The 26,769-nt window shown below is 72.0% G+C and carries 19 protein-coding genes; 15 read left to right on the top strand and 4 right to left on the bottom strand.

Going from position 1 to position 26,769, the window contains the following annotated elements:
* Nucleotides 1–87 precede the first annotated feature (87 nt).
* From SCNRRL3882_RS02725 to SCNRRL3882_RS02695, 7 genes are all read left to right on the top strand, one after another.
* Nucleotides 88–1,179 carry an ABC transporter substrate-binding protein gene (locus SCNRRL3882_RS02725; RefSeq protein WP_173937221.1) on the top strand — a complete coding sequence of 364 codons (1,092 nt, stop codon included), beginning with the start codon at nucleotides 88–90 and terminating at the stop codon, nucleotides 1,177–1,179.
* On the top strand, nucleotides 1,172–2,338 hold the full coding sequence (locus tag SCNRRL3882_RS02720; protein ID WP_231911093.1) for an ABC transporter ATP-binding protein: 1,167 nt from the start codon (nucleotides 1,172–1,174) through the stop codon (nucleotides 2,336–2,338). Before SCNRRL3882_RS02725 ends, SCNRRL3882_RS02720 begins: the two co-directional genes overlap by 8 nt.
* Nucleotides 2,339–2,341: 3 nt before the next feature.
* Complete coding sequence (locus tag SCNRRL3882_RS02715) at nucleotides 2,342–3,244, top strand: ABC transporter permease (protein WP_231911092.1); 903 nt, start codon at nucleotides 2,342–2,344, stop codon at nucleotides 3,242–3,244.
* Nucleotides 3,241–4,083 carry an ABC transporter permease gene (locus SCNRRL3882_RS02710; protein WP_040904585.1) on the top strand — a complete coding sequence of 281 codons (843 nt, stop codon included), beginning with the start codon at nucleotides 3,241–3,243 and terminating at the stop codon, nucleotides 4,081–4,083. The genes SCNRRL3882_RS02715 and SCNRRL3882_RS02710 overlap by 4 nt, the downstream gene beginning before the upstream one ends.
* A 107-nt stretch (nucleotides 4,084–4,190) precedes the next feature.
* Nucleotides 4,191–5,471, top strand: coding sequence for an NAD(P)/FAD-dependent oxidoreductase (locus tag SCNRRL3882_RS02705; RefSeq protein WP_010049276.1), 1,281 nt, complete (start codon nucleotides 4,191–4,193; stop codon nucleotides 5,469–5,471).
* Nucleotides 5,472–5,513: 42 nt separating this feature from the next.
* Nucleotides 5,514–6,965 carry an NAD-dependent succinate-semialdehyde dehydrogenase gene (locus SCNRRL3882_RS02700; protein ID WP_102514722.1) on the top strand — a complete coding sequence of 484 codons (1,452 nt, stop codon included), beginning with the start codon at nucleotides 5,514–5,516 and terminating at the stop codon, nucleotides 6,963–6,965.
* A 1-nt stretch (nucleotide 6,966) separates the two neighbouring features.
* The gene (locus tag SCNRRL3882_RS02695; protein WP_010033000.1) at nucleotides 6,967–7,950 is read left to right on the top strand and encodes a D-2-hydroxyacid dehydrogenase; all 984 of its coding nucleotides are present in this window, start codon (nucleotides 6,967–6,969) and stop codon (nucleotides 7,948–7,950) included.
* A gap of 52 nt (nucleotides 7,951–8,002) precedes the next feature.
* Here the strand turns inward: SCNRRL3882_RS02695 and SCNRRL3882_RS02690 are convergent, their stop codons facing one another.
* Nucleotides 8,003–9,757, bottom strand: coding sequence for an ABC transporter permease subunit (locus SCNRRL3882_RS02690; RefSeq protein WP_010033002.1), 1,755 nt, complete (start codon nucleotides 9,755–9,757; stop codon nucleotides 8,003–8,005).
* Between the two features lie 3 nt (nucleotides 9,758–9,760).
* Nucleotides 9,761–11,284, bottom strand: a complete 1,524-nt coding sequence (locus tag SCNRRL3882_RS02685; protein WP_010033003.1) for an ABC transporter substrate-binding protein — start codon at nucleotides 11,282–11,284, stop codon at nucleotides 9,761–9,763.
* A gap of 207 nt (nucleotides 11,285–11,491) precedes the next feature.
* On the opposite strand from SCNRRL3882_RS02685, the gene SCNRRL3882_RS02680 reads away from it, so the two are divergent.
* The 4 genes from SCNRRL3882_RS02680 (at nucleotide 11,492) to SCNRRL3882_RS02665 (ending at nucleotide 16,646) form a co-directional block, all read left to right on the top strand.
* Complete coding sequence (locus tag SCNRRL3882_RS02680) at nucleotides 11,492–12,340, top strand: oxygenase MpaB family protein (RefSeq protein WP_010033004.1); 849 nt, start codon at nucleotides 11,492–11,494, stop codon at nucleotides 12,338–12,340.
* Between the two features lie 65 nt (nucleotides 12,341–12,405).
* Nucleotides 12,406–14,634 (top strand): serine/threonine-protein kinase, encoded by a 2,229-nt coding sequence (locus tag SCNRRL3882_RS02675; RefSeq protein WP_010033005.1) that lies wholly within the window; start codon nucleotides 12,406–12,408, stop codon nucleotides 14,632–14,634.
* A 145-nt stretch (nucleotides 14,635–14,779) separates the two neighbouring features.
* Nucleotides 14,780–16,357, top strand: a complete 1,578-nt coding sequence (locus SCNRRL3882_RS02670) for a phytoene desaturase family protein (protein ID WP_010033007.1) — start codon at nucleotides 14,780–14,782, stop codon at nucleotides 16,355–16,357.
* A gap of 97 nt (nucleotides 16,358–16,454) precedes the next feature.
* Nucleotides 16,455–16,646, top strand: coding sequence for a DUF2795 domain-containing protein (locus SCNRRL3882_RS02665; RefSeq protein ID WP_010033009.1), 192 nt, complete (start codon nucleotides 16,455–16,457; stop codon nucleotides 16,644–16,646).
* A 10-nt stretch (nucleotides 16,647–16,656) separates the two neighbouring features.
* On the opposite strand, the gene SCNRRL3882_RS02660 is transcribed toward SCNRRL3882_RS02665, so the two are convergent.
* On the bottom strand, nucleotides 16,657–18,426 hold the full coding sequence (locus SCNRRL3882_RS02660) for a serine hydrolase domain-containing protein (RefSeq protein ID WP_010033010.1): 1,770 nt from the start codon (nucleotides 18,424–18,426) through the stop codon (nucleotides 16,657–16,659).
* A 125-nt stretch (nucleotides 18,427–18,551) separates the two neighbouring features.
* Here SCNRRL3882_RS02660 and SCNRRL3882_RS02655 point away from each other — a divergent pair, with 125 nt between their 5' ends.
* From SCNRRL3882_RS02655 to SCNRRL3882_RS02645, 3 genes are all read left to right on the top strand, one after another.
* Nucleotides 18,552–19,661, top strand: a complete 1,110-nt coding sequence (locus tag SCNRRL3882_RS02655; protein ID WP_010033011.1) for an NAD(P)H-dependent flavin oxidoreductase — start codon at nucleotides 18,552–18,554, stop codon at nucleotides 19,659–19,661.
* Nucleotides 19,658–21,211, top strand: coding sequence for an acyl-CoA synthetase (locus tag SCNRRL3882_RS02650; RefSeq protein WP_010033013.1), 1,554 nt, complete (start codon nucleotides 19,658–19,660; stop codon nucleotides 21,209–21,211). Before SCNRRL3882_RS02655 ends, SCNRRL3882_RS02650 begins: the two co-directional genes overlap by 4 nt.
* A gap of 112 nt (nucleotides 21,212–21,323) precedes the next feature.
* Nucleotides 21,324–22,589, top strand: a complete 1,266-nt coding sequence (locus SCNRRL3882_RS02645; protein WP_010033014.1) for a DUF418 domain-containing protein — start codon at nucleotides 21,324–21,326, stop codon at nucleotides 22,587–22,589.
* 51 nt (nucleotides 22,590–22,640) lie between these two features.
* On the opposite strand, the gene SCNRRL3882_RS02640 is transcribed toward SCNRRL3882_RS02645, so the two are convergent.
* Nucleotides 22,641–25,079, bottom strand: coding sequence for a penicillin acylase family protein (locus SCNRRL3882_RS02640; RefSeq protein WP_010033016.1), 2,439 nt, complete (start codon nucleotides 25,077–25,079; stop codon nucleotides 22,641–22,643).
* Nucleotides 25,080–25,234: 155 nt separating this feature from the next.
* On the opposite strand from SCNRRL3882_RS02640, the gene SCNRRL3882_RS02635 reads away from it, so the two are divergent.
* Complete coding sequence (locus SCNRRL3882_RS02635) at nucleotides 25,235–26,761, top strand: acyl-CoA synthetase (protein ID WP_010033017.1); 1,527 nt, start codon at nucleotides 25,235–25,237, stop codon at nucleotides 26,759–26,761.
* Nucleotides 26,762–26,769 lie beyond the last annotated feature (8 nt).

Genomic DNA, 26,769 nt, shown 5'->3' with positions numbered 1-26,769 from the left:
TCCCGCACGGACAGCCCCGAAGGCCCCACCCCACCCCCCAGCGTTTTCCCTTCCCCCGAATCCCATCCATCACCAGGAGGCGCCCCGATGGAAGCCAACCGGATAGGACGCAGAACCGTACTCCGTACCGCAGGCGCGCTGGCCGCCGCCACCGCGGTGACCGGCTGCGGCACCCTCATGGGCAACAGCGAAAGCCGCGCCTCGGGCGGCGGCAAGAAGCGGCTCGTCGTCAGCAACAGCGGCGGCACCTACAACGACGCCCTCACCAAGGCGATCTACGAGCCGTTCACCAAGGAGACCGGCATCACGGTCACCACGGTCAACTACCAGTCGGCGCAAATCATCGCCCAGGTCAAGCAGGGCCGCCCACAGGTGGACCTGATGGACAACTCACTGCTGATCTTCCAGAAGATGGTGGGGCAGGAGTGTCTGGAGCCCATTGACCATGACCGGCTGAAGAGTATTAAGGGTGCCGGGATCGCGGAGCACAACCTGCCGGAGTACGCGGTCGGCAAGAACGTGTGGGCGAGCCTGATGGCCTACCGCACCGACAGTCTGAAGCGGGCGCCCAAGAGCTGGGCCGACTTCTGGAACACGGACGCCTTCAGCGGCTCCCGCTCCCTGCAGAGCGCGGAGGTGGATCTGCCTGAGCTGGAGTTCGCGCTGCTGGCCGACGGTGTGCCGCTGGACAAGCTGTACCCGCTGGATGTGGACCGGGCCTTCAAGGCGATGTCGCGGATCCGCGGCGACGTGAAGAAGTTCTGGAACACCGGTGCCCTTCCAGCGGTGCTGCTGGGCCGCAAGGAGGTCGTCGCGACCAGCCTGTGGGGTGGCCGCGCGGACGAGCTGATCAAGCAGGGGCAGCCGGTCGCGTACCAGTGGAACGGCGCCCGCAGGATGACCAACGGCTGGGGCATCCCGAAGGGCGCGGACAACACCGACGCGGCCTACAAGCTGATCGACTTCTCGCTGCGTCCCGAGGTGCAGGCGGCGTTCGCCAAGCTCTTCCCGCACGGCCCGGTCGTGCCGGCGGCGACGAAGCTGCTCTCGGAGGATGTCCTGGCCACGCTTCCGACCTCGCCGCAGAACCTCAAAACCGGGTTCGACGCCGATGTCGCCTGGTGGGAGAAGAACCGTGACGCCGTCACCAAGCGCTGGCAGGAGTGGGCCGATGCCTGAGCGGACCCAGAGTCTGACCGCCGGAAAGCTGTCCGCCGACGACCTCGCCGCCGCCCTGGCCCCGCGCTCCTCCTCACCGACGGGGAAGTCGTTGTCGGTGACGGGGCTGCGGAAGTCCTACGGCGGGACGACGGTGGTCGACGGTGTGGACATGGAGATCGCGGCGGGTGAGTTCGTCACCTTCCTCGGCTCCTCCGGTTCCGGCAAGACCACCACGTTGATGATGCTGGCCGGTTTCACCGAGCCGGACTCCGGAACCGTCAGCGTCGACGGCCGGGACATCACCGGCCTCAACCCCGGCAAACGCGACTTCGGTTTCGTCTTCCAGCAGTACCTGCTCTTCCCGCACATGACGGTCGAGGAGAATGTCGCCTTCCCGCTGCAACTGCGTGGGGTGTCCAAGGCGGAGATCCGCCGCCGGGTGGGTGAGACGCTGCAGGCGGCGGGCCTGTCGAAGTTCGCCGGCCGCAAGCCGCGTGAGCTGTCCGGCGGTCAGCAGCAGCGGGTCGCCCTGTGCCGGGTGCTGGTCTACCGCCCGCCGATCGTCCTGATGGACGAGCCGCTGGGCGCGCTGGACAAGAAGCTGCGCGACCAGATGCAGACCGAGATCAAGACCATCCAGCGCGAACTGGGCCTGACCGTCGTCTACGTGACGCACGATCAGGAGGAGGCCCTGGTCCTGTCGGACCGGATCGCCATCATGAAGGACGGCCGGATCGAGCAGTTCGACACCCCGCGCGGCCTGTTCGAACACCCCCGCACCCCGTTCGTCGCGGACTTCCTCGGCGCCGCCAACTTCCTCAACGGCAAGGTGGAAGAGCCGGCCGCGGACGGCTGCACCCGCGTGCGCCTGGACACCGGCGGCGTGCTCACAGCCCGAGAGCACCCCTGTGTTCCGGGGCAGCGGGTCCGGGCAGCGGTCCGGCCGGGCAAGCTCCGCCTGGTCAGTGCCGAGGAAGGCTGTTGTACCGGCACGGTCGAAACAGCGGTGTACGTCGGTTCGCTGACCCGGATCTCGGTCCGTCTGGACGGCGCCGCTCCGGGGACGCCGCCGCTGCGGATCGAGACCGCCGTCGCTCCGCCGCGCGTCGGTGAGCGGGTCTGTGTGACCGCTGAGCGTGAGGACGTCAGTGTCTTCGACGCGACGGACGGGGGGTGAGCCGTGGCCGGCACCGCTCTCGCACCCGGCAAGGTGCGTGTGAAGACGTCCGAGAAGCGCGGGCACCGCTCGCGGATCGCGCTGGTCAACGCCGTCCCCGTCACGGTGTTCCTGCTGGTGCTGTTCGTCTACCCGATCATCGGGGTGCTCTCCCTCAGCCTGAAGGGCGACACCGGCGGCTTCACCCTGCACTGGTACACCGACGCCCTCAGCGGCGTGAACCTCTCCGTATTGATCTCCACCCTGCGCATCTCCGCGGAGACCGCCGTGCTCAGCCTGCTCGTGGGGTTTGTGCTGGCGCACGCCATCGCCCGGATGCGGCCCGTCTTCGCCGCCCTGGCCATGCTGATCGTGGTCGTGCCGCACTTCATCAGCGCCCTGGTGCGCACCTACGGCTGGATCATCATGCTCGGTGATCACGGCTTCATCAACACGCTGGCCACCTCCGTGCACGCCCCCGGCGCGCCGTACTCGCTGCTCTACAACGAGACCGGTGTGGTCATCGGCACCACCTCGGTGATGCTCCCCTACACGGTGTTGATCCTGCAGGGCGTGATGCGCGGTGTCGACCGCAGGCTGCTGGCCGCGGCCGCCGGGTTCGGCGCAAGCCGGTTGACCATCTTCCGCCGTGTCTACCTGCCCCTGGTGGCCCCCGGTGTGGGTACGGCAGGCCTGCTCAGCTTCATCCTGTGCCTGGGCTACTACATCACCCCCGCCCTGATGGGCGGCGACAAGCAGACCGTCGTCGCCGCGCTGATCGACCAGCAGGTGATGAAGCAGGACCAGTGGAACTCCGCCGCCGCCTTCGGCGTCATCCTGCTGCTGCTCACCTTCGCCGGCCTCGGTGTCCTCGGTCTGGCCAAGCTCCGCCGCAAGAAGGCGGCCGCACGAAGGAGCGGCTCATGATGGAACTGCCCGCCACCCGAGCCGGACACATCGGCCGCGCCCTGAGCGCCACCGCGATCCTGCTGTTCCTGGCCATGCCCATCGTCATCATCCTGGTCACCTCCTTCGGCGCCGACGGCATCGGCACCTTCCCGCCGAAGGAGTACAGCACCCGCTGGTACGAGCAGATAGCCGCACCCGGCAGCGACTGGGCCACCTCCATCGCCCTGTCCAGCCTCATCGCCGCACTCACCACGGTCTTCTCCCTGATCCTGGGCGTGACCGCCGCCACCGCCCTGGCCCGCGGCCGGCTGCCCCTGCACGCGGCGGTCTACGGACTGGTCCTGGCCCCCATGCTCATCCCCCAAGTGGTCATCGCGCTCGGGCTGTTCCTGTTCTTCGAACCGGCCGGCATGCTCGGCAGCCCCCTCGCTATCGCCCTCGGGCACACCGTGCTCGCCGCACCCATCGCGGTCCTCATCATGATCTCCACCCTGAAGGGCATCGACGAACGCCTCGAAGACGCCGCCGCCAGCATGGGCGCCAGCCGCATGACCATCGCCCGGCGCATCACCTTCCCCCTGGCCACACCCGGCCTGATCGCCGCCGCCGTGTTCTCCTTCATCACCAGCTTCGACGAGTTCTTCATCGCCCAGTTCCTGTCCACCCCCGACACCCGCACCCTGCCGGTCCTCGTCTTCAACGCCCTCCAGTTCGACGTCGACCCGACCGTCACCGCGGTCAGCGCCGTCCTCATCGCACTCGCCATCCTCGCCCTCGCCCTCGTCGCCGCCGTCCGCAAACTCGGCGGACACCGCAACAGCCAAGGCGGCGTCCTCCCCGTCGAACCCCTCACCTGAGCCGTGTGCCGGCACGGGCCGTGCCCACCGCTGACAGCGCCGTCAGCCGGGCCCCAGTGGGTTCCCGGTCGGCATCCCCCCGAAAACTTCCTCGCAGGAGACCCGCAATGAAGACGATTCCCTACTGGATCGAAACCGCCGGGGCGTTCCCGGACCGGTCCGGCAAGCCTTTGACCGAGGACACCGACCTGGTGGTAGTCGGCGCCGGCCTGACCGGTCTGTCCACCGCCCTGCACTCCGCCCGCAAGGGCGCCCGTGTCACCCTCGTCGAGAAGGGCCAGATCGGCTCGGGCGCCTCGGCGCGCAACGGCGGCATGGCGAACCTGGGCTTCACGATCGGCGTGAACCAGGCCATCCGCCGGTACGGACTCGAGCGGGCCCGCGAGATCTACAACTCCTACGGCGAGGCCGTGGACACCGTCGAGCGGCTCGTGAACGAGGAGTCCATCGACTGCCAGTTCCGTCGCGTCGGACGCCTGGGCGTGGCCTCCCGCCCCGCGCACTTCGAGAGCAAGAGGGCCCAACAGCGCGACCTGGCCAAGTACTTCGGTCACGAGACCACACTGATCGGCAAGTCCGAGCTGCGTTCGGAGATCGGATCCGATGCCTACCACGGCGGCCTGCTCGACCCGTTCAGCGCCGCACTGCACGTCGGCCGCTTCGTGCGCGGCATGGCCGAGGCGTGCGAGCGCACCGGTGTCGAGATCCACGAGCGCAACGCGGCCATCGGCGTCCGGCGCACCGCAGCCGGCCGTTACGAGGTCAGCACCGAGCGCGGTGTGATCCGCGCCGGGCAGGTCATGATGGCCACCGACGCCTACACCGACAAGAACTTCCCGTGGCTGCGCCGCCAGCAGGTCTGCCTGGGCAGCTTCATCATCGTGACCGAGCCGCTCGGCGAGGCACTCGCCCGGGACATCATCCCCAAGGCCCGTCTCATCGTCGACTCCAACAACCTCTGTCACTACTTCCGGCTCACTCCGGACAACCGGCTGCTGTTCGGCGGCCGCGCCCGCTTCGCGCCGTCCGATCCCACCTCGGACAAGAAGAGCGGAGCCGTCCTGTTCCGTGAGATGTGCGAGATCTTCCCCCAGCTCTCCCGGACGAAGATCGAGTACGTGTGGGGCGGCTCCGTCGGCTTCGCCATGGACCGCATCGTGCACGCCGGGCAGACCGAGGACGGCGTCTACTACTCCATGGGCTATGCGGGCCACGGCGTACAGATGGCCACGCACATGGGTCAGGTCATGGCCGAGGTGATGGACGGCCACCCCGAGGTCAGCCCCGTGCGCGACATCGCCCCGCCCCGCATCCCCCTCTACAACGGCACCGCCTGGTTCCTGCCCTTCGCGGGCGCCTACTACAAGACGCTGGACCGCATCCGCTGACCGTGCGGCAGCGCACCTCTACGCATACAAGGAGACCTCGAGATGGCTGTTGTCCACGATGTTCCCAAGCAGCTTTTCATCGGCGGCAGTTGGCAGGACGCGGAGTCCGGCCGGACTCTGTCCGTCGACAACCCGGCCACCGGTGAGGAGCTGTGCCGGGTCGCCGACGCCTCCCCGGCCGACGGCCGGCGTGCCGTCGAGGCGGCGGTCGCCGCGCAGGCGGCCTGGGCCGCCACCCCGCCCCGGGTGCGCAGTGAGATCCTGCGCCGCGCCTACGACATCATCATCGCGCGCACCGAGGACCTCGCGCTGCTGATGACGCTGGAGATGGGCAAGCCCCTGGCGGAGGCGCGTGCCGAAGTCGCCTACGGCGCCGAGTTCTTCCGCTGGTTCTCCGAGGAGGCCGTCCGTATCGACGGCGGCATGATGACCGCCCCCGACGGCAGGAACCGCCTCCTGGTCACCCGCCAGCCGGTCGGGCCCTGCCTGCTGATCACCCCGTGGAACTTCCCCCTGGCGATGGGCACCCGCAAGATCGGCCCGGCCATCGCCGCCGGCTGCACCATGGTCCTCAAGCCCGCCCCCCAGACCCCCCTGACCAGCCTCGCCCTGGCCGCGATCCTGAAGGAAGCCGGTCTGCCCGACGGCGTCCTGAACGTCGTCGTCACCACCGACGCCGCCGGTGTCGTCGAGCCGCTCCTGCGCGGCGGGCAGATCCGCAAGCTCTCCTTCACCGGCTCCACGCAGGTCGGCCGGATCCTGCTGGCCCAATGCGCCGACACCGTCATCCGCACCTCCATGGAACTGGGCGGCAACGCCCCCCTCATCGTCTTCGACGACGCCGACCTCGACGTCGCCGTCGAAGGCACCATGGTCGCCAAGATGCGCAACATGGGCGAGTCCTGCTGCGCCGCCAACCGCATCTACGTCCACACCTCCGTCGCCGAGGAGTTCGCCACCCGCCTAGCCGCCCGCATGGCGGCCCTGAAGGTCGGCGACGGCACCGAACCGGGCACCGACGTCGGACCGCTCATCGACCAGGCCGGCCGCAGCAAGGCCCACGACGTGGTGCGCGACGCCGTCAAACGCGGCGCCACCGTCCTCACCGGCGGCGAACTGCCCGAAGGCCCCGGCTGCTTCTACCCGCCCACCGTCCTGACCGGCATCGCCCCCGACGCCGCCATCAACGACACCGAGGTCTTCGGCCCCGTCGCCGCCCTCCTCACCTTCGACGACGAAGACGAGGCAGTCACCGCCGCCAACAACACCGAATTCGGCCTGGCCGCCTACCTGTTCACCCAGAACCTCGACCGTGCCCTGCGCGTCGCCGAACGCCTCGAAAGCGGCATGATCGGCCTCAACACCGGCCTCGTCTCCAACCCTGCCGCCCCCTTCGGCGGCGTCAAGCAGTCCGGCCTCGGCCGCGAAGGCGGACGCGTCGGCATCGCCGAGTTCCTCGAGTACAAGTACATCGCCGTGCCCGTCGGAGCATGACATGCCTGACCGACTCGTCGTCCTCTACCGGGGCAACCGTCCACCCGCTACCGGGCTCATCGAACGCCTCGCGGACACCGTCTACGCCACCGAGGAGGAGCTGCCCTACCTCCTCCCCGGCGCCGACGCCCTCCTGGCCTGGGTCACCATCACCCCGGCCGTCCGCGAGGCCTGGCCCGACAACCCCGAGAAGGCACCCCGCTGGGTCCACGCGTCCTCCGCGGGCGTGGACTCCTTCCTCTTCCCCGCCCTGGTGGACGATCCGGGCGTCGTCCTCACCAATGCCCGCGGGGTGTACGACGAGCCGACCGCCGAGTACGTCCTCGGTCTGATCCTCGCCCTCGCGAAGGACTTCCCCGGCACCTGGGAGCACCAGCGGCGTCGCGAGTGGCGTCCGCGCCTCAGCGACGGCATCACCGGACGCACGGTGCTGGTCTGGGGGACGGGGCCGATCGGCCGGGCCATCGCCCGGCTGCTGGGCGCCGTCGGGATGCGGGTCTGCGGCGCCGGCCGCAAGGCCCGCACGGACGATCCCGACTTCGGCACGGTCCACGGCTCGACGACCCTGACTGCGGCCCTGGGGAAGGCGGATTACGTCGTCCTGGCCGCGCCCCTCACCAAGGGCACCCGGGGCATGGTCGACGCCTCCGTGCTGGCGGCCATGAAGCCGGGGGCACGGCTGATCAACGTCGGCCGGGGCGGACTCGTCGACGAGGAGGCGCTCATCGACCACCTCGCCGCCGGCCGGCTCGCCGGCGCCGCCCTGGACGTCTTCGGCCAGGAGCCGCTGCCGGTTGAATCACCCCTGTGGGACATGCCCGGTGTGATGATCTCCCCGCACACGGCGGGCGAGACCACCAGCGAGCGGGAGGCGCTCGTCGAGGTGTTCCTCGACAACCTCACCCGGCACATCGAGGGTCGCCCTCTGCGTAACGTCGTGGACAAGCGGCGGGGTTACGTGGTCGACGAGACGCCCCCCGTCTGAAGGGCGAGCAGCAGGCACCCCGGTCCGTGGACTCCACCGGCCGGGGTGCCTGCTACTCGCCTTTCTGGCGTCCCAGCGCGCTGCCCGTCACCGCCAGCACGGACAGCACCACCAGCGCGGCGGCCGGGCCGAGCACCGTCCAGGGGGCGAGTTCGGCGTACGGCTGGTTCTCCGACAGGAGCCGGCCCCACTCGGGCGTGGGCGGCTGTTCGCCCAGGCCGAGGAAGCCGAGCGAGGCCAGGACGAGGACGGTGGTGGGCAGCCGCAACAGCGCGTTGCGCAGGACGGCCGGCAGGACGGCGGGGAGCAGGTGACGGCGCAACAGGTGCAGCCGCCCGGCGCCCAGTGCGACGGACGCGGCGATGTGCCCGCTCGCCCGTTCCTGTTCGAGCAGCGCCGCGGTCTGGGCGGCGTACGGGCTCCAGCCGACCGCGCACACCGCGCACGCCGCACCCCACACCGACGGCCCGGTCACGCCCGCGATCAGCAGGCCCGCTAGGACGGCGGGCAGCGTCGACACGACCTCCGTCGGGCCTGCGCTCGCCCGCGGTGCCATGCCCAGCAACAGTCCGATGACGGCGCTGACCGCCGTCACGACGAGGGCGACACCGGCCGTGCGCAGCGCCCCGTGGCCCAGCCGGGCCAGCAGGTCACGGCCCAGCGCGTCCGTGCCCAGGGGGTGTTCGAGGGACGGGGACAGCAACCGTGCCGCCGTGTCGACCTGGAGCGGGTCGCGCAGGAGGCCCGCCGTGACCAGGGTGAGCAGGACGAGGGCGCAGGCCACCGTGATCCAGCGCAGGGACCGCGGCACGGTGAGCGGGGGGCGGTGCAGGGCGGGCAGGGCCCCGTCGCGCAGAGGCCGGCCGAGGAGCGCCTGACGCAGGGCCCGGATCAGGATGCCGGCGCTCACGCCGAGCAGGACCAGCGCCAGGGTCGCGGTCTGCAGCACCGGGAGGTCCTGCGCGACGGCGGCCTCCAGGGCTAGCCGGCCGAGCCCGGGGATGTTGAAGATCTTCTCCACCGCGACCGCACCGCCGACCAGGGCCACGACGGTCGGCAGCAGCTGAGGCAGCATGCCGGGCAGGGTGCGGCGCAGCGCGTTGCGCGCGATGTGGCCGGGCGGGAGTCCGACGGCGTACGCCGTGCGCGCCCACGGTTCGTGGAAGGCGGCGGGCAGCGCCTGGTCGAGCAGCCCGCCGAGCATCGCGCCCGACGGGATGCCGAGGGCGAGCGAGGGCAGCACCATCGACTGCGGCCCGTCCCAGCCGCTGGACGGGAACCACCCCCACCAGACGCCGCACACGGTGGCCAGCACCGACGCGAGCAGGAACTTCGGCAGCGCGGCCAGCACGGCGGCCGTGGCGCCCGCCCGGTCCCGCCGCAGCCGGCGCCGGGAGCCGAGGAACACGGTGCGGGCGCACACCAGCGCGGCCACCAGCGCGGTCACCACGAGCGCGCCCAGCATCAGCGTCAGGGAGACCGACAGGGCGGTCTCCACCTGCGGCATGACCGGTTCGCCGGAGACCCACGAGACGCCCGCGTCCCCACGCGGCAGGCCGCCCAGCCAGTGCGCGAGATGCGCGAGCGGCCCCTCGTCCAGCCCCAACTGCTCGCGTACGGCGGCGAGTTCCGCGGCTGTCGAATTCTGGTCGGCGGACCGGGCGCGCAGCACCGTGCGTGCCGGGTCCGCGCCGGTCAGCCACGGCAGCAGGGCCACCGCACCGAGCAGTACGGCTCCGGCGAGCACCCGGCCGGCCGCCGCCGGCCAGAGGGACGGGCGGGCGGCCGGGGCGTGGGCGACGCTCATGCGTTACCCGACGTGCGTGTCGACGTCGATGAGGGAGCGCTCGCGCGGGTCGAGGATCACGCCCTCGACACCGGTGGCGATGCCCTGCACCGCCTGCTCGTGGACCAGCGGCACCACGGCATCGGTGCGCAGGATCTCCGCCTCCGCCCGCATGATCTTCTCGTGGCGGCGCTGCGTGTCGCGCTCCGCGGCGGCGGCCCGGATGGCCTTGTCCACCGCCCCGTCCTTCAGCCCGGCGATGTTGTAGACACCGTCGCTGGTGAAGTCACTCGCGAGGTAGTCGACCGCGTCACCGGTGTCGAGGAGCGTCACCCGGGAGAAGACGAGGGCGTCGTACTTCCCGGCGAGGAGGTCGGCCTCCATCTGCGTGTACTCGCGCACGTCCTGCTTCACGGTGAACCCGGCCTTCTCCAGCTGCTGCTGGAGCACGGTCGCGGCCTCGGGAAGCTCGGCCCGGTTGGTGTAGGTGGCCAGCCGCAGCGTCCTGCCCTTGGTCGCGGCCTTCACCTCGGCTGCGGTGTCGGCCTCGGCGCGGCCGGTCACGTCCACCCGCCGGCCGGCGGCCCACGGCACGGCGGGCCCGAAGAGGCCCTGCGCGGGGTCGGCGTACCCGCCGAAGACGGAATCGACCAGGGCGGAACCGTCGACGGCCTCCCGGGCGGCCGCGCGCAGCCCGGCGTCGGTGAACATGCCGCTGCCGGTGTTGAGGATCAGGCTGTCGGTGCGCACCGAGGGCACCTCGTGCCGCGTGTCCTTGTCGAGCAACTTCGCCTGGGCGGTGGGGATCCACTCGGCGATGTCGGCCTCGCCGCTGCGCAGCGCGTTGGCGCGGGCGGTGCCGTCCGCGATCCAGCTCACGTCGATGCCGGGCGCCTTCGCCTTGCCGCCCCAGTAGCCGTCGAAGCGGTCGAGCGTCGCCTTGGTCTTGCCGCTGAGCCGGGTGATCTCGAACGGGCCGGTGCCGGTGCCGACCGGGCTGACGGCGCCGTCCTTCGCGTACGCCTTCGCCGAGAGGATCGCCAGTGCGGGGCTGGCCAGCCGCAGCGGCAGCACGGGGTCGGGTGACTTGGTGGTGAGGGTGACGGTGTCGGCGTCGTCGGCCTTCGCCGTCAGGGCCACGTCGCTCAGCACGCGGGGCTTGGGCTTGGCCGCACTCGCGTGGTCGAGCGCGTTGACGACGGACTGGGCGGTGAGCTCGGTGCCGTCCTGGAACTCGGCCTTGCGCAGCTCGAAGGTCCAGGTGGTGTCGTCGTCCTGCTTCCAGGACTTCGCCAGCGCGGGCTTGGCCGTGCCGTTGCGGTCGAGGGCGGTGAGGCCCTCGGCGACGGACAGCTTGCTCAGCACGGTGGCGTCGTTGCTGTACGGGGACAGCGCCTGCACCGGCGGCACGGCCAGCGCGACCCGCAGCCGCCCGCCGGATCCCGCTGCGGCCCCCGTGCCGCCGCCGCTGTCGCCGGGTGCGAAGCAGCCGGCCAGCAGAGGGGTGAGAGCGAGCGCCGCTATGAGGCCGCGGGAGGTGATGCGCATGTCAGTCCTGTCGTGCGGAGGTCGGGCATGCCGCAGCGGCCCGGTGGGAGGGCTTGATCGGCGGCGTCAGCATATAAGGAGAGCCTTACCAAACTCCGCATCGGGTGGGTGAAATCTCAACAACCGGACGGCAGGGGGCGCGTGACCGACGGTGTCGACCGGCTGTGCGAACTGTGCCATCGTGGGCGCCGGGTGGAGGTGAGGCGCATGACCGGCGCGGACCCCGGGCTGTTCGGTCCCCGTTCGGTGACCTGGCAGATGCACGGCGACCCCATGATGTGGATCGCCGGCATCCGGGCCCTCTACCTCCAGGCCCTGCACCCCCGCGCGGTACGCGGCGTCATGCAGAACTCAGACTTCCGGCGTGACGCCTGGGGCCGCCTGATGCGCACCGCGAACTTCGTCGGCACGGCGACCTACGGCACCACCGACGCCGCCGAGCGGGTGGGCGCCCGCGTCCGGAAGATCCACAGCATGCTGACGGCGACCGACCCGGACACCGGCGAGCACTACGGCGTCGACGAACCCGGTCTGCTCCGCTGGGTGCACTGCGCCGAGATCGACTCCTACCTGGACGTCCTGCGCAGGTCCGGATTCCGGCTCACCGACGCCGAGGCCGACCGCTACGTCGCCGAACACCGGCAGAGCGCACGCCTGGTGGGCCTCGACCCCGGCACCGTACCCGCCGACAGGGCCGAACTGGCGGCGTACTTCGAGAAGGTGCGCCCCGAACTGGCCGCCGGTCCCGAAGCGCGCGAGGTGGACGACTTCCTGCTCCGCCCGCCGACGCATCCCCTTCTCGTACCGTTGCGCGAGGTGCTGTGGCGGCGCGTGGCACAACTGGCGTACGCCTCCCTGCCTCCGTACGCCCACGAGCTGTACGGCAGACCGGCCCCCACACCCGCCACCGTCACCCGGCAACTGCGTCTCACCGGCCTCCTGTTGCGCCGCGTTCCCGCACGTGTGCGGTGGCAACTCCCGCCCAAACACATCCTGCGCGCCATGGCGAGGCTCGGCCCGCACGCGCGCCCTGCGCCGTACAAACTCGGACGATAGGCCGCCATACTGGGTGGGGCAGGGGAGGGGCGGGCGAACAGCTACCGGGGGGAGCGTCGCGCGAGATGGGGGAGACCAGGCTCATCCACGGCCGGTACCGGCTGCTCGACCGAATCGGGCGCGGCGGCATGGGCGAGGTGTGGCGGGCACGGGACGAGTCGCTGGGCCGGCACGTCGCCGTCAAGTGCCTCAAACCGCTGGGCCCGAACCACGACCACGCCTTCACCCGGGTGCTGCGGGAGCGGTTCCGCCGCGAGGCCCGGGTGGCCGCCGCGCTCCAGCACCGGGGCATCACCGTGGTGCACGACTTCGGCGAGTCCGACGGCGTCCTCTACCTCGTCATGGAGCTGCTGGACGGCCGCAACCTCAGCCAGCTCCTGGAGGACAACAAGCAGCACCCGCTGCCGGTCGCGGACGTCGTGGAGATCGCCGAGCAGGTCGCCGCCGCCCTCGCCTACTGCCACGAACAGGGCATCGTCCACCGCGATCTGAAGCCCGCCAACATCGTGCGGATCGGCGACGGCACGGTGAAGATCTGCGACTTCGGCATCGCCCGGCTCGGCCACGACATCGGCTTCACGTCCCGGCTGACCGGCACCGGCATCGCCATGGGCACCCCGCACTACATGTCCCCGGAGCAGATCGGCGGCACCGAGGTCGACCAGCGCAGCGACCTCTACTCGTTCGGCTGCGTGCTGTACGAGATCGCCACCGGGGTACCGCCGTTCGACCTCGACGACGCCTGGGCGATCCTCGTCGGCCACCGCGACACCCCGCCCCGCCCGCCGCGCGAGCACCGCCCCGAACTGCCCGCGTACCTCGAGCGGGTCATCCTGGACCTGCTCGCCAAGGAACCCGACGAACGACCCGGCGACGCCCGTGAGCTGGCCCGCCGGATCAGCGCGCACCGGGCCGCGCCCGCCTACGTGCCGAGCGTGGTGGCGGCCCGGCCCGCCCCGGACGAGCCGGCGCACACCGGCCGGCTGCCGTCCTGGACCCGCGGCATGACCACCGGCCACAAGGCGGCCGGCACCGGACTGCGCAGCACGCCGCCGGACCCGGCGGCCGGACTGTCCGGCGAGTGGATCGCGCGGCCCGCCGCCGGCCCCGTCGAGGAACCCGCCCCCGAGGAGCGGCCCGCCCCGCCCCCGGAGGTCCTGACCGCCCTGGCCGGCCGGCACAACGCGGGCCTGAGCCTCGGCCGGCTCGGCCGCTGGGCGGAGGCGGGGGAGGTGCACCGGGCGGTCGCAGCCGAACGCGAGCACCTCCTCGGCCCCGACCACCCGGACACCCTCGCCAGCCGCTACGAGGTCGCCTTCACCCTCAGCCGCACCGGCCGCGCCCCGGACGCCCTGCGCGAGTACAAGCACGTCACCGAGGCCAGGATCCGCACCCTCGGCGCCGACCACCCCGACACGCTCGCCGCCCGCCAGGAGATGGCCTACGTGCTCGGCCAGCTCGGCCGCCCCTTCGACGCGCACCGGGTGTACACGTCCGTGCTCACCGCCCGGGAGCGCACGATGGGTCCCGACCACCCGGACACCCTGCGCTGCCGGCACAACCTCGCCTTCAACCTCAGCCGCCTCGGCCGCCTGGAGGACTCCTACCGCATGGCCCGAGAGGTGGCCGCCGCCCGCGCCCGGGTGCTGGGACCGGACCACCCCGACACCCTGGTCACCCGCTACGAAGTCGCCTACGCGCTCGGCCAGCTCGGCCGCTGGGCCGAGGCCCTGGAGACGTACCGCGAGGTCGCCCAGGCCCGCGGCCGCGCCCTCGGCCCCGACCACCCCGACACGCTCGCCGCCCGGCACGAGATCGGCATCAGCCTGGGCCGCCTCGGCCGCAGCGCGGAGGCCCTGGACCTCTACAGCGCCCTGACCGGCGACCGCACACGGGTCCAGGGCCCCACCCATCCCGAGACCCTGCGCGCCCGCCACGGCCGCTGCGTCAACCTCGGCCGGCTCGGCCGCTGGGAGGAGGCCCTCGCCGAGTCCCGTGACGTGAGCGCCGTCCGCGAGCGGGTCCTCGGCCCGGACCACCCGGACACCCTGGTCAGCCGCCGCGAGGTCGCCGTCGGCCTGGGCTGGCTGGGCCGCTGGGCCGACGCCCTCACCGAGTACCGCCGGGTGGCCGCCGCCCGTGAACGCGTCCTCGGCGCGGACCACCCCGACACCCTCGCCAGCCGCAACGACGAAGCACACTGCCTCCAGCAACTGGGCCGTAGCGAGGAGGCAGTGGCGCTGTACCGCAGGGTGGCGGCCCTGCGCGGGCAGGGGGCGGCGGTCGGGCGGTGACGGGCGTCGGCCACCGCAGGCACGCCCGGTGTGCCGGGGGTGACCGTGCGCGGCCGGCAGGCGTTCGCGGGGCCGTGCTGCCACGTCGGCGTGCCCGGCAGCCGTTCGTCTGGCCGACCCGGATCACCCCGTGTTACGAAGAACCATGACCGCACCCGAGGGACCCCGCGCACACCGGACCTACGACGCCGTCATCGTCGGCGGCGGCCACAACGGCCTGGTCGCCGCCGCCTACCTGGCCCGGGCCGGCCGTTCCGTGCTGGTGCTGGAGCGGCTGGACCACACCGGAGGCGCGGCGGTGTCCACCCGGCCCTTCGCCGGGGTGGACGCCCGGCTGTCGCGCTACTCGTACCTGGTCAGCCTGCTGCCGAAAAAGATCGTGCGGGACCTCGGCCTGGACTTCCGGGTACGCACCCGGACCGTCTCCTCCTACACGCCCGCCGAACGCGACGGCCGCCCCACCGGGCTCCTCGTCGGCGGCGGGGAACGGCGGACCAGGGAGGCGTTCGCCCGGCTCACCGGCTCCGACCGCGAGTACCGGGCCTGGCAGGAGTTCTACGGCATGACCGGCCGCGTCGCCCAGCGGGTCTTCCCGACCCTGACCGAGCCGCTGCCCACCCGCGAGGAACTGCGCCGCCGCCTCGACGACGACCAGGCCTGGCGGACCCTGTTCGAGGAGCCGATCGGCGTCGCCGTCGAGGAGCACTTCACGGACGACCTGGTGCGCGGCGTGGTCCTCACCGACGCGCTCATCGGCACCTTCGCCGACGCCCACGACCCGTCGCTGAAGCAGAACCGCTGTTTCCTCTACCACGTGATCGGCGGCGGCACCGGCGCCTGGGACGTGCCGGTCGGCGGCATGGGCGCACTCACCGACGCCCTGGCCGACGCGGCACGCGCCGCGGGCGCGGTCCTCGCCACCGGCCACGAGGCGCTGCGCATCGCCACGGACGGCCGCACGGCCGAGGTCACCTACCGCACGGCCGACGCCGAGGGCACCGTCGCCGCCCGGCACGTCCTGGTGAACGCCTCCCCACAGGCCCTCGCGGAGCTCACCGGCGACACACCCCCGGCTCCCGCCGAGGGCGCCCAGCTCAAGGTGAACATGCTGCTCGAGCGGCTGCCGCGGCTGCGCGACAGCGCCGTTGACCCGCGCGAGGCGTTCGCCGGCACCTTCCACATCGCCGAGGGCTACGAGCAGCTGGCCACCGCCCACGCCCAGGCCGCCGCCGGTGACCTCCCGGCCGCGCCGCCCTCCGAGATCTACTGCCACTCGCTCACCGACCCGACCATCCTCGGCCCGGACCTGGCCGACCAGGGCTACCAGACGCTCACCCTCTTCGGCCTGCACACCCCGGCCCGCCTGTTCGAGCGGGACAACGACGCCGTACGCGAGGAGCTGCTGAAGTCGACACTCGCCCAGCTCGACGCCCACCTGGCCGAGCCCCTCGCCGACTGCCTGGCCACCGACGCGGACGGACGGCCCTGCATCGAGGCCCGGACCCCGCTCGACCTGGAGCGGGACCTCGGGCTGCCCGGCGGCAACATCTTCCACCGGGAACTGAGCTGGCCCCACGCCCAGGACGGCACCGGCCGCTGGGGCGTGGAGACCCGGCACACGAACGTGCTGCTGTGCGGGGCCGGCGCGGTGCGCGGGGGCGGGGTCAGCGGGGTGCCCGGCCACAATGCGGCGATGGCGGTGCTGGAAACCCGCAACGACTGAATCGCTGCTCCATCGAGGGGCACTCCGACAGGACGAAGACATCCGTACAGCCGGCCGCCCCGCGCGGACGGTCGCACCACCCCCACGGGAGGCTCCCATGGCCGAGCTCAGCCCGACCGACCTCCAGAAGGCCCTCAAGGGCATGGACTACCCCACGGACAAGCAGCACCTGGTGGAGCGTGCCCGCAGCAATCACGCGGACGAGAAGGTCGTCAGGACTCTCGACGGCCTGAAGGAGGACCGCTTCGACGGCCCCAACGAGGTACAGAAGGCCGTCTTCAACCAGTGACCCGACCGTCTCAGTCGGCCGACGGCGTCCACCCCACCGCTTCGATGCGCGACGCGTCCGCGGGGCGTGCCTCGTCGAAGAGGACGCCGTCGGCCGCGTCCACCCGCAGCCCGTCCACATAGGCCCCGCGGCCGACGTACAGCCGGTCCGTCGCGTACCGCCACCGCAGGGCGAGTCGGCGCGCGGCGGGAAGGTCGGCGGTCAGCCCGTGCCAGACGCGGCCGGACCAGCCCGTGACCGAGCCCGACGGGTGCGGCCGGGTGCCCTCGTCCCGGCGGGACGTCGTGAAGGGCACCGGCCGCCAGCTCGTGCCGCCGTCGGTCGTGGCCTCCAGGACCAGGACGTCGGCCTTGGGCTCGGTGTCCCACCACAGCGCGCAGCGCATTCTCGCCCGGCCGGACGACGTGTCGAGCGTGGGGAGGGTGAGCGTCGCCGTGGCGGAGACCGCCATGCCGGAGAACCAGGCCCTGCGCCCTCGCACCGGCCGGACCGGGACGGCCCGCGCCAGGTGGTTCGCGGCGGCCACCCGGGGAGCCGACCCGGAGCGCCAGCTCCGCACCGGATGCACCGAGTTGCCCAGGACGACGAGGAACGAGTCGGTCGTCGGGTCGAGCACCAGCGAGGTGCCCGTGAAGCCGGTGTGCCCGGCACTGCGCGGTGTGGCCATCGCGCCCATGTACCAGTGCTGGTAGAGCTCGAAGCCGAGGCCGTGCTCGTCCCCGGGGAACGCGGTGTTGAAGTCGGTGAACATCAGCTCCACCGACTCGGGCGTCAGGATCCGCGCCCGCCCGTACACGCCGCCGTTGAGCAGCGTACGGCCGAGGACCGCGAGGTCCCACGCGTCGGAGAACACGCCCGCGTGGCCCGCGACCCCGCCGAGGCTGAAGGCGTTCTCGTCGTGCACCTCCCCCCACACCAGGCCGCGGTCGAGCCCGGACCACGGAGCACGTGCGTCCTCCGTGGCCGCGATCTTCGGCCGCCAGGAGGCGGGCGGGTTGTAACGGGTGCGGCGCAGGCCGAGCGGCGCCGTGATCTCGTCGCGGAGGAGGACGTCCAGGGAGCGGCCCGTGATCCGCTCCAGCACGAGCTGGAGCGAGATGAGGTTCAGGTCCGAGTACAGATACGCCGTGCCCGGCGCGCTGACCGGCGCCTCGTCCCAGATGAGCTGGAGCTTCTCCTCGTACGTCGGCGCGCTGTACAGCGGGATCCACGCGCGGAAGCCCGACGTGTGCGTGAGGAGCTGACGGATCGTGATGTCCTGCTTGCCCGCACGACCGAAGTCCGGCAGGTACGAGGCGACCTTCGCCTCCAGCTCCAGCCCGCCCCGCTCCACCTGCTGCACGGCCAGGATCGAGGTGAACAGCTTCGACACCGAAGCCAGGTCGAAGACGGTGTCCTCGGCCATGGGGATCTGCTCGCCGGCCGGGAACTCGACGCCGGTGTCGGTCTTCTCGTCGTAGGCCCGGTAGCGCACCGCCATGCCGATGGGCCGGTGCAGGGCGACGGTGCCGCCCCGTCCGGCGAGCAGGACGGCGCCCGCGTACCAGGGGTGCGCGGGGGAGGGGCCGAGGAACGCCTCGGCGTCGGTGACGAGTCGACGCAGATGGGTGGGGAGCAGCCCGGCGCGTGCGGCCGAGCCGTGCCGCAGCGTGGGGCGCCCCGTGACCGGGGCGGCCTCGGCGGGTAAGGGGGCGAGGGCCAGGGCGCCACCCAGGACCAGGGCGCGCCTGCGGGTCAGCCCGCCGGTCGTCGTCGTTCTTTCAGCCGTGCCTTCGGTCACCGTGCATCCTTCCGCCGATCCGCCCTGGACGTCCCGGACAGTATGTCCCCGTGCCCCGCCCATAAATCTGACGGTGTATCAGAAAACCCCTTCCGTCCTCCGGAGGACTCCGGCATCCTGCGCCCATGCAGACGGAGCTGAGCCAGAAACTGGGAGTCGAGCACGCCGTCTTCGGCTTCACGCCGTTCCCCGCCGTCGCCGCGGCCATCAGCCGGGCCGGCGGCTTCGGCGTGCTCGGCGCGGTCCGCTACACCTCCCCCGACGAGCTCAAACGCGACCTCGACTGGATCGAGGCGCACGTGGACGGCCGGCCCTACGGCCTGGACGTCGTGATGCCGGCGAAGAAGGTCGAGGGCGTCACTGAGGCCGACGTCGAGGCGATGATCCCCGAGGGCCACCGGCAGTTCGTCCGGGAGACCCTCGCCAAGCACGGCGTGCCCGAACTCGCCGAGGGCGAGGCGTCCGGCTGGCGCATCACCGGCTGGATGGAGCAGGTCGCCCGCACCCAGCTAGACGTCGCCTTCGACTACCCGATCCGGCTCCTCGCCAACGCCCTCGGCTCCCCGCCCGCCGACGTCATCGCCCGCGCCCACGACCAGGACGTCCTCGTCGCCGCCCTCGCGGGCAGCGCCCGGCACGCCCGCAAGCACCAGGACGCCGGGATCGACATCGTCGTGGCGCAGGGTTACGAGGCCGGCGGCCACACCGGCGAGATCGCCTCCATGGTGCTCACCCCCGAGGTCGTCGACGCCGTCGCCCCGCTGCCCGTGCTGGCCGCCGGCGGCATCGGCAGCGGACAGCAGGTGGCTGCCGCACTCACGCTCGGCGCTCAAGGCGTGTGGCTGGGCTCCCTGTGGCTCACCACCACGGAAGCTGACCTCCACTCACCCGCCCTCACCCGCAAGCTGCTCGCGGCCGGCTCCGGCGACACCGTCCGCTCCCGCGCGCTGACCGGCAAGCCCGCACGCCAACTGCGCACCGAGTGGACCGACGCCTGGGACGACCCGGCCGGGCCCGGCCCGCTGCCCATGCCGCTGCAGGGCCTGCTGGTCGCCGAGGCCGTCTCGCGCATCCAGAAGTACGAGGTCGACCCGCTGCTCGGCACCCCGGTCGGGCAGATCGTCGGCCGGATGAACAGCGAACGCAGCGTCCAAGCCGTCTTCGACGACCTCACCCGCGGCTTCGAACAGGCCGTGGACCGCATCAACCGCATCGCCGGAAGGAGCGGCCAGTGAACAACAGCGTTCCCGCGGGCTTCTACGCCCAGGCCACCGCCGAACCCGACCGCGCGGTCCTGGTCGCCCCCGACGGCGAGGAGTGGACCGCCGGCCGCCTGCACGCTGACGCCAACCGGCTCGTCCACGGTCTGCGCGCGGCCGGGCTGGAACGCGGTGACACCTTCGCGGTGGTCCTGCCCAACGGCGTCGAGTTCCTCACCGCGTACCTGGCCGCCGGCCAGGCCGGTTTCTACCTCGTCCCCGTCAACCACCACCTGGTCGGACCGGAGATCGCCTGGATCGTCTCCGACTCCGGCGCCAAGGTCCTCCTCGTCCACGAACGCTATGCCGACGCGGCACGCCACGCCGCCGACGAGGCAGGCCTCCCGGCCACCCACCGGTACGCCGTCGGCCCGGTCGAGGGCTTCCGCCCGTACGCCGAACTCCTCCACGGGCAGCCCGAGTCGGCGCCCGACGGCCGCACGCTCGGCTGGGTCATGAACTACACCTCCGGCACCACCGGCCGCCCCCGCGGCATCCGCCGCCCGCTGCCCGGCAAACCCCCCGAGGAGGCGTATCTCGGCGGCTTCCTCGGCATCTTCGGCATCCGGCCGTTCGACGACAACGTGCACTTGGTGTGCTCGCCGCTCTACCACACGGCCGTCCTGCAGTTCGCGGGCGCGTCCCTGCACATCGGCCACCGGCTGGTCCTGATGGACAAGTGGACACCCGAGGAGATGCTCCGTCTCATCGACCGCCACCGCTGCACCCACACCCATATGGTCCCCACCCAGTTCCACCGCCTGCTGGCCCTGCCCGACGAGGTGAAGGACCGCTACGACGTCTCCTCCATGCGGCACGCCATCCACGGCGCCGCGCCCTGCCCCGACCACGTGAAACGGGCCATGCTCGACTGGTGGGGCCCCTGTGTGGAGGAGTACTACGCGGCCAGCGAGGGCGGCGGCGCCTTCGCCACCGCCGAGGACTGGCTGAAGAAGCCGGGCACCGTCGGCAAGGCCTGGCCCATCAGCGAACTCGCGATCTTCGACGACGACGGCAACCGGCTGCCGCCCGGTGAACTCGGCACCGTCTACATGAAGATGAACACCGGCGGCTTCTCCTACCACAAGGACGAGGCCAAGACCCGCAAGAACCGCATCGGCGACTTCTTCACCGTCGGCGACCTCGGCCACCTCGACGAGGACGGCTACCTCTTCCTGCGCGACCGCAAGATCGACCTGATCATCTCCGGCGGGGTCAACATCTACCCGGCCGAGATCGAGTCGGCCCTGCTCGCCCACCCCGCCGTCGCGGACGCCGCCGTCTTCGGCATCCCGCACGACGACTGGGGCGAGGAGGTCAAGGCCGTCGTCGAACCAGCCCCCGGACACCGGCCCGGGCCCGCCCTCGCGGCCGACCTCCTCGACCACTGCGCGCACCGGCTCGCCGGCTACAAGCGGCCCAGGAGTGTCGACTTCATCACCGAGATGCCCCGCGACCCCAACGGCAAGCTGTACAAGCGACGGCTGCGGGAGCCGTACTGGGAGGGCCGGACCCGGCCGGTGTGAGGCGGCGGTGCGGCTTTGGTCGCGACGGTGGGCCCGGGCGTCATCCTTTGGTCGGCGCCCGGCCGCCCTCGGGCCGATGTCCGGCCGGGCCCCGCCTTCCTAGCGTGAAGCCATGACGATCGCGACCGAAGAGGGACCACTGCGGCGTGGGGGCGTACGGCCGGGCGAACGGGCACTCGCCCCCGATCTCGCCCGCGGCATCATGCTGCTGGCCATCGTGCTGTCCAACACCGCCTTCCACCTGTGGGCGGCCCGGCGCGGGCCCTCCGGATGGCAGCCCGTGGACGGCTCGTGGCTGGACCACGCAGTGCAGTTCACCATGATCGTGGTGCTCGACCTGCGGATCTACCCGCTCTTCGCCTTCCTCTTCGGCTACGGCATGATGCAGGTCTACCTTCGGCAGACCGCCGCCGGCACCGACGGGCGCGACGCGGCGAAGGTCCTGCGCAGGCGCAGCCTCTGGCTGATCGTCATCGGCCTGACGCACGCCACCCTGCTGATGTCCGGGGACATCATCGGCTTCTACGGCGTCCTGAGCCTCATCCTGGGCCTGGCCTTCCTGCGGCGCGGCGAACGCGCCCTGACGTGGTGGATCTGGATCGGAGTCGCCCTGCTGCTCCTCGTCACGGCCGGACCCGTCATCTCCGCGCTGCTCCAGGGCGAGCTGGGCACCTTCGGCGACGCCGACGGCGACGCGGGCTTCAAGGCGTACGCGCCGCACGAGGAGAGCTGGCTCACCGCGGCGGGCACCCGGCTCCAGACAGGCCTGTTCGTCACCTTCGCCGCCGCCCCGCTGACCCTCGTCGGCGGCGGGTACATCCTCTTCCTGCTCGGCTTCTGGGCCGCGCGCCGCCGCATCCTGGAGGAACCGGCCCGCCACCGCGGGCTGCTGCGCCGGACGGCGGTCATCGGCATCGCGGCCGGCTGGCTCGGCGCGCTGCCCGCCGCCCTCGCCCACACCGGCGTCCTGCACGTGCCCGACGACACGCAGAGCGAGTCCGGAGCGCTCACGGCCCTGCGCGACATCACGGGCAACGCCGCGGGCCTCGGCTATGTCGCGGCCGTCGCCCTCTTCGCGCACTGGTGGACCACCCGCGGGCCCCGCCGCGGCGCGACGGCGGTGACGGCGGTGGCCTCCGTCGGCAAACGGTCCCTGTCCTGCTACCTCGCCCACTCGCTGCTGTTCGCCCCGGTGCTGGCCGCCTGGGGACTCGGCCTCGGCGCGCACCTGGGCAGCACGACCATGGCGCTCTTCGCGATCGCCGTCTGGCTGGTCACCGTGGCCGGAGCGTACGCCCTGGAGCGGGCCGGTCGCCGGGGCCCGGCCGAAGCGGTGTTGCGCCGGCTGATGTACGGGCCCCGGGCCGGCCGGGGTTGACGAATGAACGGGAGTGCCGCCCCACCGGGAGCGGCACCCCCTCAGCCCCGGTCAGCGGCGCTCGTGCACCCGCACGACCTTCAGCTTCGGCGAGGACAGGATGTCCTTCTCGCAGAAGCGCGACGTCACCCACTTCTCCCCGGAGAAGAGCCGGGTCTGGTCGGCGAAGTGCGACGACTCGGGGTTCGACGACTGGGAGTACGTCAGCAGCGTGCGGGCCACCGGACAGCGGCCGCCGTCCCAGCCCACCGCCTGGAGGTGACTGCTGCCGAACGGCACCTCCGTGTAGCCGCCCTGGGCCGCGTTCCACGTCGGTTCGAGCACGTTCCACACGCCGAGCCTCCCCGAGCCACCAGGCATCGGAAGGCGCTCATCACCACGGACGACGAACTGGTGTGCGCCGAGCGGCGCGTCGAGCGCGACGCCCGCGGCGCGCAGCTCCGCCACCGCGTCGGCGAGCGCGACGGCGAGGCCGGGAGCGTTGGTGTTCAGCGTGTTCGGCGTACGCACCGGGTCCGCCACCGAGAACGGCACCTTCCACAACTCAACCTCCGGCACCGTCCGTTCCAGCTTCCGCCAGAACCGGTCGAACAGCAGCGCCCCCCGGCTCCCGGTGTCCATGGTGCGGTCCCACCCGGTCAGCACGGCACAGGCCTCCGACACGTCGACGGCCTTGCCGTCGCTGCCCGTCGCCGTGCCGCCGGGCAGCGCGGCGCACGCCCGTGCCACGTCCGTCGCGGCGAGATCACCCGCCGGCACCCGGTTGGCGAACTGCTGCCGCTGCAGGTCCCGTACGGTCAGCCGGCCCCGGTCCGCCATCGCCGCCACGTCCTCGATCGCGCCGCGCGTGCGCAGGCCGAGCTGCGTGCCCACCGTGCCGAAGACCCGCTCGTATCCGGTGATCGGCCGGTCGGCGTTGGTCATCCACGCGGTGCCGTTGGAGTTCTCCACGTACGGCGCGTCCCGGAGCGTCGGCATCCGAGCAGGCCCGAAGATGCCCGGCGCCACCGCGTCGGAATCGCTGCCGAGGGCGCAGTCGCCGCGCGAGCCGTCGAGGATCGCGACACCGGACGCCGGATACGTGGTCCTGCCCAGCGCCGTCGAGCAGCGTTCCGCCAGCTCGTCGGTGATGCGCGGAAGTACCTGGGACTGGGTGTAGAGGGAATGTCCCGCGCGGTCGGCGGCGATGGTGTTCACCCAGGGGATGCCCTGGTGCCGGGCGAGGGACGCGAGGACGTCGTCCGTGCTGCGCGCCTTGCCGAAGCCGAGCGAGGTGTCGGCGAAGCGGAGGTTCGCGGCGTTCGGGTCGTGCAGGGCGTAGGCCGTCGTACCGGTCCACTCCAGCGCGACCTGTGCGTTCAGAGAGGTGACGACGGGGCCGTAGCGGGTCCACCACTGGGTGCGGGTCACCGGCGCGCCGTCCTTCACCGCGACCGTCACGGTCCGCTTCCTCATACGCTCCGGCTCGCCGTCCACGAGGTACGTCGTGGGATCGGCCGGATCCAGCTTCAGCTGGTGGAAGTTGGCCGGAATGCCGGTCGAGACGGTGTGGCTCCACGCCACATGTGCGTTGAACCCGATGGAGATCGCCGGGGTACCGAGCAGAGAGCCACCGGAGACGTTCAGCTCGCCGGGGATCGTCTGCTGCGACTGCCAGAACCGGCGTCCGCCCTGCCACGGGTAGTGCGGGTTGCCCAGCAGCAGACCGCTGCCGTTCGCCGTGGTGTCGCCGCGGAAGGCGACCGCGTTGGAGCCCATGCCGGGGTCGCCCCACAGCTCGTCGGCCGCCTTCGCCACGGACTTCGCGTCCGGCGCGCGGGCGGCGAGCGGGGAGGCCGGATTGTCGGCGGTGGTGCCGTTCCCGGTCGGTGGCTGGGCGGCCGTGATGGTATCCACGAAGCGACCCTCGCCGGAGAGCGAGGCGATGGCGAGGCCGCGGGCGGCCACATCCAGCTCGGTGACCGGACGGACCCAGGAGGCACCCGCGCAGGCGGGATCCGTGATCTTCTTCTGCTTCAGCCAGGCGTTGTAACCGGCCGCCCAGCCGCGCATCAGGTCCCGGACCTCACGGCTCGGCCCCGCGGGCGCGGGCTCGGCGAGCAGCTTCTCCACCGTGCGGGTCTCACGGACCCCGCGGAAGTACAGGTCACTGGCGAGATTCGTCCTGGCCCCGGAGAGGGCGCCGTCGGCGGCCGTGCCGGCGCCGAAGTACCGGGAGCGCTCGCCCCGCAGGGTCACGAACCCGTCGGCGAGCGTGCAGACCTCGTCGGACGCCTGCGCCCAGCCCGTGCCGAAGCCCAAATCGGCGTAGTTCTTCGCGAGGATGTGCGGGATGCCGTACTCCGTGTAGCGGATGACGGCGGACAGGCCGTCGCGGGACGGGTGCTGCTCCGCCCGTCCCGGGCCAGGGGCGGCGGCCGCGGGTAACGCGGACGCGGCCGTGAACAGGGCCGTGGCCCCGAGAACGAGTCGTCTCAGGCGGCTGCGCATCGTGCCCTCCAATATCAGTGAGGGAAAGGGGACTTGAGGGTACGGACGTGCCGCGTTCGCACATCGGTACCATGACCTCGGACGCCTCGGGCGGCGGCAGGGTTGAGCCGGTCGGTCCTTGACCTCGACCGGAGGTGAACCGAGGATCAGGTGTCATGACGACGCCCGGACACGGCAGCACGGTCGACGGAGTCCTGCGACGCAGCGCCCGGCGCACCCCGGCGCGCGTCGCGGTCGAGTACGGCGACCGCACCTGGACGTACGACGAGCTGGACACCGCCGTCTCCCGCGCGGCGAGCGTCCTCCTCGCCCTGGGGCTGTCCCCGGGCGACCGGGTGGGCGCGTACGGCCACAACTCCGACGCCTACCTGATCGCCTTCCTGGCCTGCGCCCGCGCGGGCCTGGTGCACGTACCCGTCAACCAGAACCTGACCGGCGACGACCTCGCCTACATCGTCGGCCAGTCCGGCAGCTCCCTGGTCCTCACCGACCCGGACCTCGCCGCACGACTCCCCGACGGCGTACGCACGGTGCCCCTGCGCGACGCCCACGGCTCACTCCTCGCCCGGCTCACCGAGGCGCCCCCGTACGACGGCCCCGAGCCGCGCACCGAGGACCTCGTGCAACTGCTGTACACGTCCGGGACGACCGCCCTGCCCAAGGGCGCGATGATGACGCACCGTGCCCTGGTGCACGAGTACCTGAGCGCGATCACCGCCCTCGACCTCAGTGCGGGCGACCGTCCCGTGCACTCGCTGCCCCTCTACCACTCGGCGCAGATGCACGTCTTCCTGCTGCCCTACCTCGCGGTCGGCGCGACGAACATCATCCTCGACGCACCCGACGGCGACCGGCTCTTCGACCTGGTCGAAGCGGGCCGCGTGGACAGCCTGTTCGCCCCGCCCACCGTCTGGATCGCCCTGTCCAACCGCCCCGACTTCGCCACCCGCGACCTGGGCGGCCTGCGCAAGGCGTACTACGGGGCGTCGATCATGCCGGTCCCCGTACTGGAACGGCTGAAGGAACGCCTGCCGGAACTGGCGTTCTACAACTGCTTCGGGCAGAGCGAGATCGGCCCCCTGGCCACGGTCCTCGCCCCCGAGGAACACAAGGGGCGCATGGACTCCTGCGGCCGTCCGGTGCTGTTCGTCGACGCGCGGGTCGTCGACGAGGACGGCAAGGACGTACCGGACGGCACCCCCGGCGAGATCGTCTACCGCTCTCCGCAACTGTGCGAGGGCTACTGGGACAAGCCCGAGGAGACCGCCGAGGCCTTCCGCGACGGCTGGTTCCGCTCCGGCGACCTCGCGGTACGGGACGCGCACGGCTACTACACGATCGTCGACCGGGTGAAGGACGTCATCAACTCCGGTGGTGTACTGGTCGCTTCACGCCAGGTCGAGGACGCCCTGTACACCCATCCCCAGGTCGCCGAGGCCGCGGTCGTGGGCCTGCCCGACGAACGCTGGATCGAGGCCGTCACAGCCGTCGTCGTCCCACGCGGCGAGGTCACCGAGGCGGAACTCATCGCCCACACCCGCGAGAAGCTCGCCCCCTTCAAGGCTCCGAAGCGGGTGGTGTTCGTGGAGAGCCTCCCGCGCAACGCCAGCGGGAAGATCCTCAAGCGGGAGCTCCGGAAAGGCCTCGGGGGCGGGCCGGGTCTCGCGGCCTCGGACGGATGACGCCGCGC

The organism is Streptomyces chartreusis NRRL 3882, from assembly GCF_900236475.1.
GTDB lineage: Bacteria > Actinomycetota > Actinomycetes > Streptomycetales > Streptomycetaceae > Streptomyces > Streptomyces chartreusis_D.
Note: the sequence above shows the minus strand (reverse complement) of the source record. Positions and strands in the feature narration are given on the sequence as shown.

Excerpts from the sequence above, each read along its gene's own strand:
- SCNRRL3882_RS02645 (WP_010033014.1), top strand. The coding sequence starts at position 21,324 with ATGACGATCGCGACCGAAGAGGGACCACTGCGGCGTGGGGGCGTACGG.
- SCNRRL3882_RS02695 (WP_010033000.1), top strand. The coding sequence starts at position 6,967 with ATGCCTGACCGACTCGTCGTCCTCTACCGGGGCAACCGTCCACCCGCT.
- SCNRRL3882_RS02665 (WP_010033009.1), top strand. The coding sequence starts at position 16,455 with ATGGCCGAGCTCAGCCCGACCGACCTCCAGAAGGCCCTCAAGGGCATG.
- SCNRRL3882_RS02725 (WP_173937221.1), top strand. The coding sequence starts at position 88 with ATGGAAGCCAACCGGATAGGACGCAGAACCGTACTCCGTACCGCAGGC.
- SCNRRL3882_RS02655 (WP_010033011.1), top strand. The coding sequence starts at position 18,552 with ATGCAGACGGAGCTGAGCCAGAAACTGGGAGTCGAGCACGCCGTCTTC.
- SCNRRL3882_RS02710 (WP_040904585.1), top strand. The coding sequence starts at position 3,241 with ATGATGGAACTGCCCGCCACCCGAGCCGGACACATCGGCCGCGCCCTG.
- SCNRRL3882_RS02720 (WP_231911093.1), top strand. The coding sequence starts at position 1,172 with ATGCCTGAGCGGACCCAGAGTCTGACCGCCGGAAAGCTGTCCGCCGAC.
- SCNRRL3882_RS02705 (WP_010049276.1), top strand. The coding sequence starts at position 4,191 with ATGAAGACGATTCCCTACTGGATCGAAACCGCCGGGGCGTTCCCGGAC.
- SCNRRL3882_RS02690 (WP_010033002.1), bottom strand. The coding sequence starts at position 9,757 with ATGAGCGTCGCCCACGCCCCGGCCGCCCGCCCGTCCCTCTGGCCGGCG.
- SCNRRL3882_RS02680 (WP_010033004.1), top strand. The coding sequence starts at position 11,492 with ATGACCGGCGCGGACCCCGGGCTGTTCGGTCCCCGTTCGGTGACCTGG.
- SCNRRL3882_RS02675 (WP_010033005.1), top strand. The coding sequence starts at position 12,406 with ATGGGGGAGACCAGGCTCATCCACGGCCGGTACCGGCTGCTCGACCGA.
- SCNRRL3882_RS02700 (WP_102514722.1), top strand. The coding sequence starts at position 5,514 with ATGGCTGTTGTCCACGATGTTCCCAAGCAGCTTTTCATCGGCGGCAGT.
- SCNRRL3882_RS02640 (WP_010033016.1), bottom strand. The coding sequence starts at position 25,079 with ATGCGCAGCCGCCTGAGACGACTCGTTCTCGGGGCCACGGCCCTGTTC.
- SCNRRL3882_RS02670 (WP_010033007.1), top strand. The coding sequence starts at position 14,780 with ATGACCGCACCCGAGGGACCCCGCGCACACCGGACCTACGACGCCGTC.
- SCNRRL3882_RS02685 (WP_010033003.1), bottom strand. The coding sequence starts at position 11,284 with ATGCGCATCACCTCCCGCGGCCTCATAGCGGCGCTCGCTCTCACCCCT.
- SCNRRL3882_RS02635 (WP_010033017.1), top strand. The coding sequence starts at position 25,235 with ATGACGACGCCCGGACACGGCAGCACGGTCGACGGAGTCCTGCGACGC.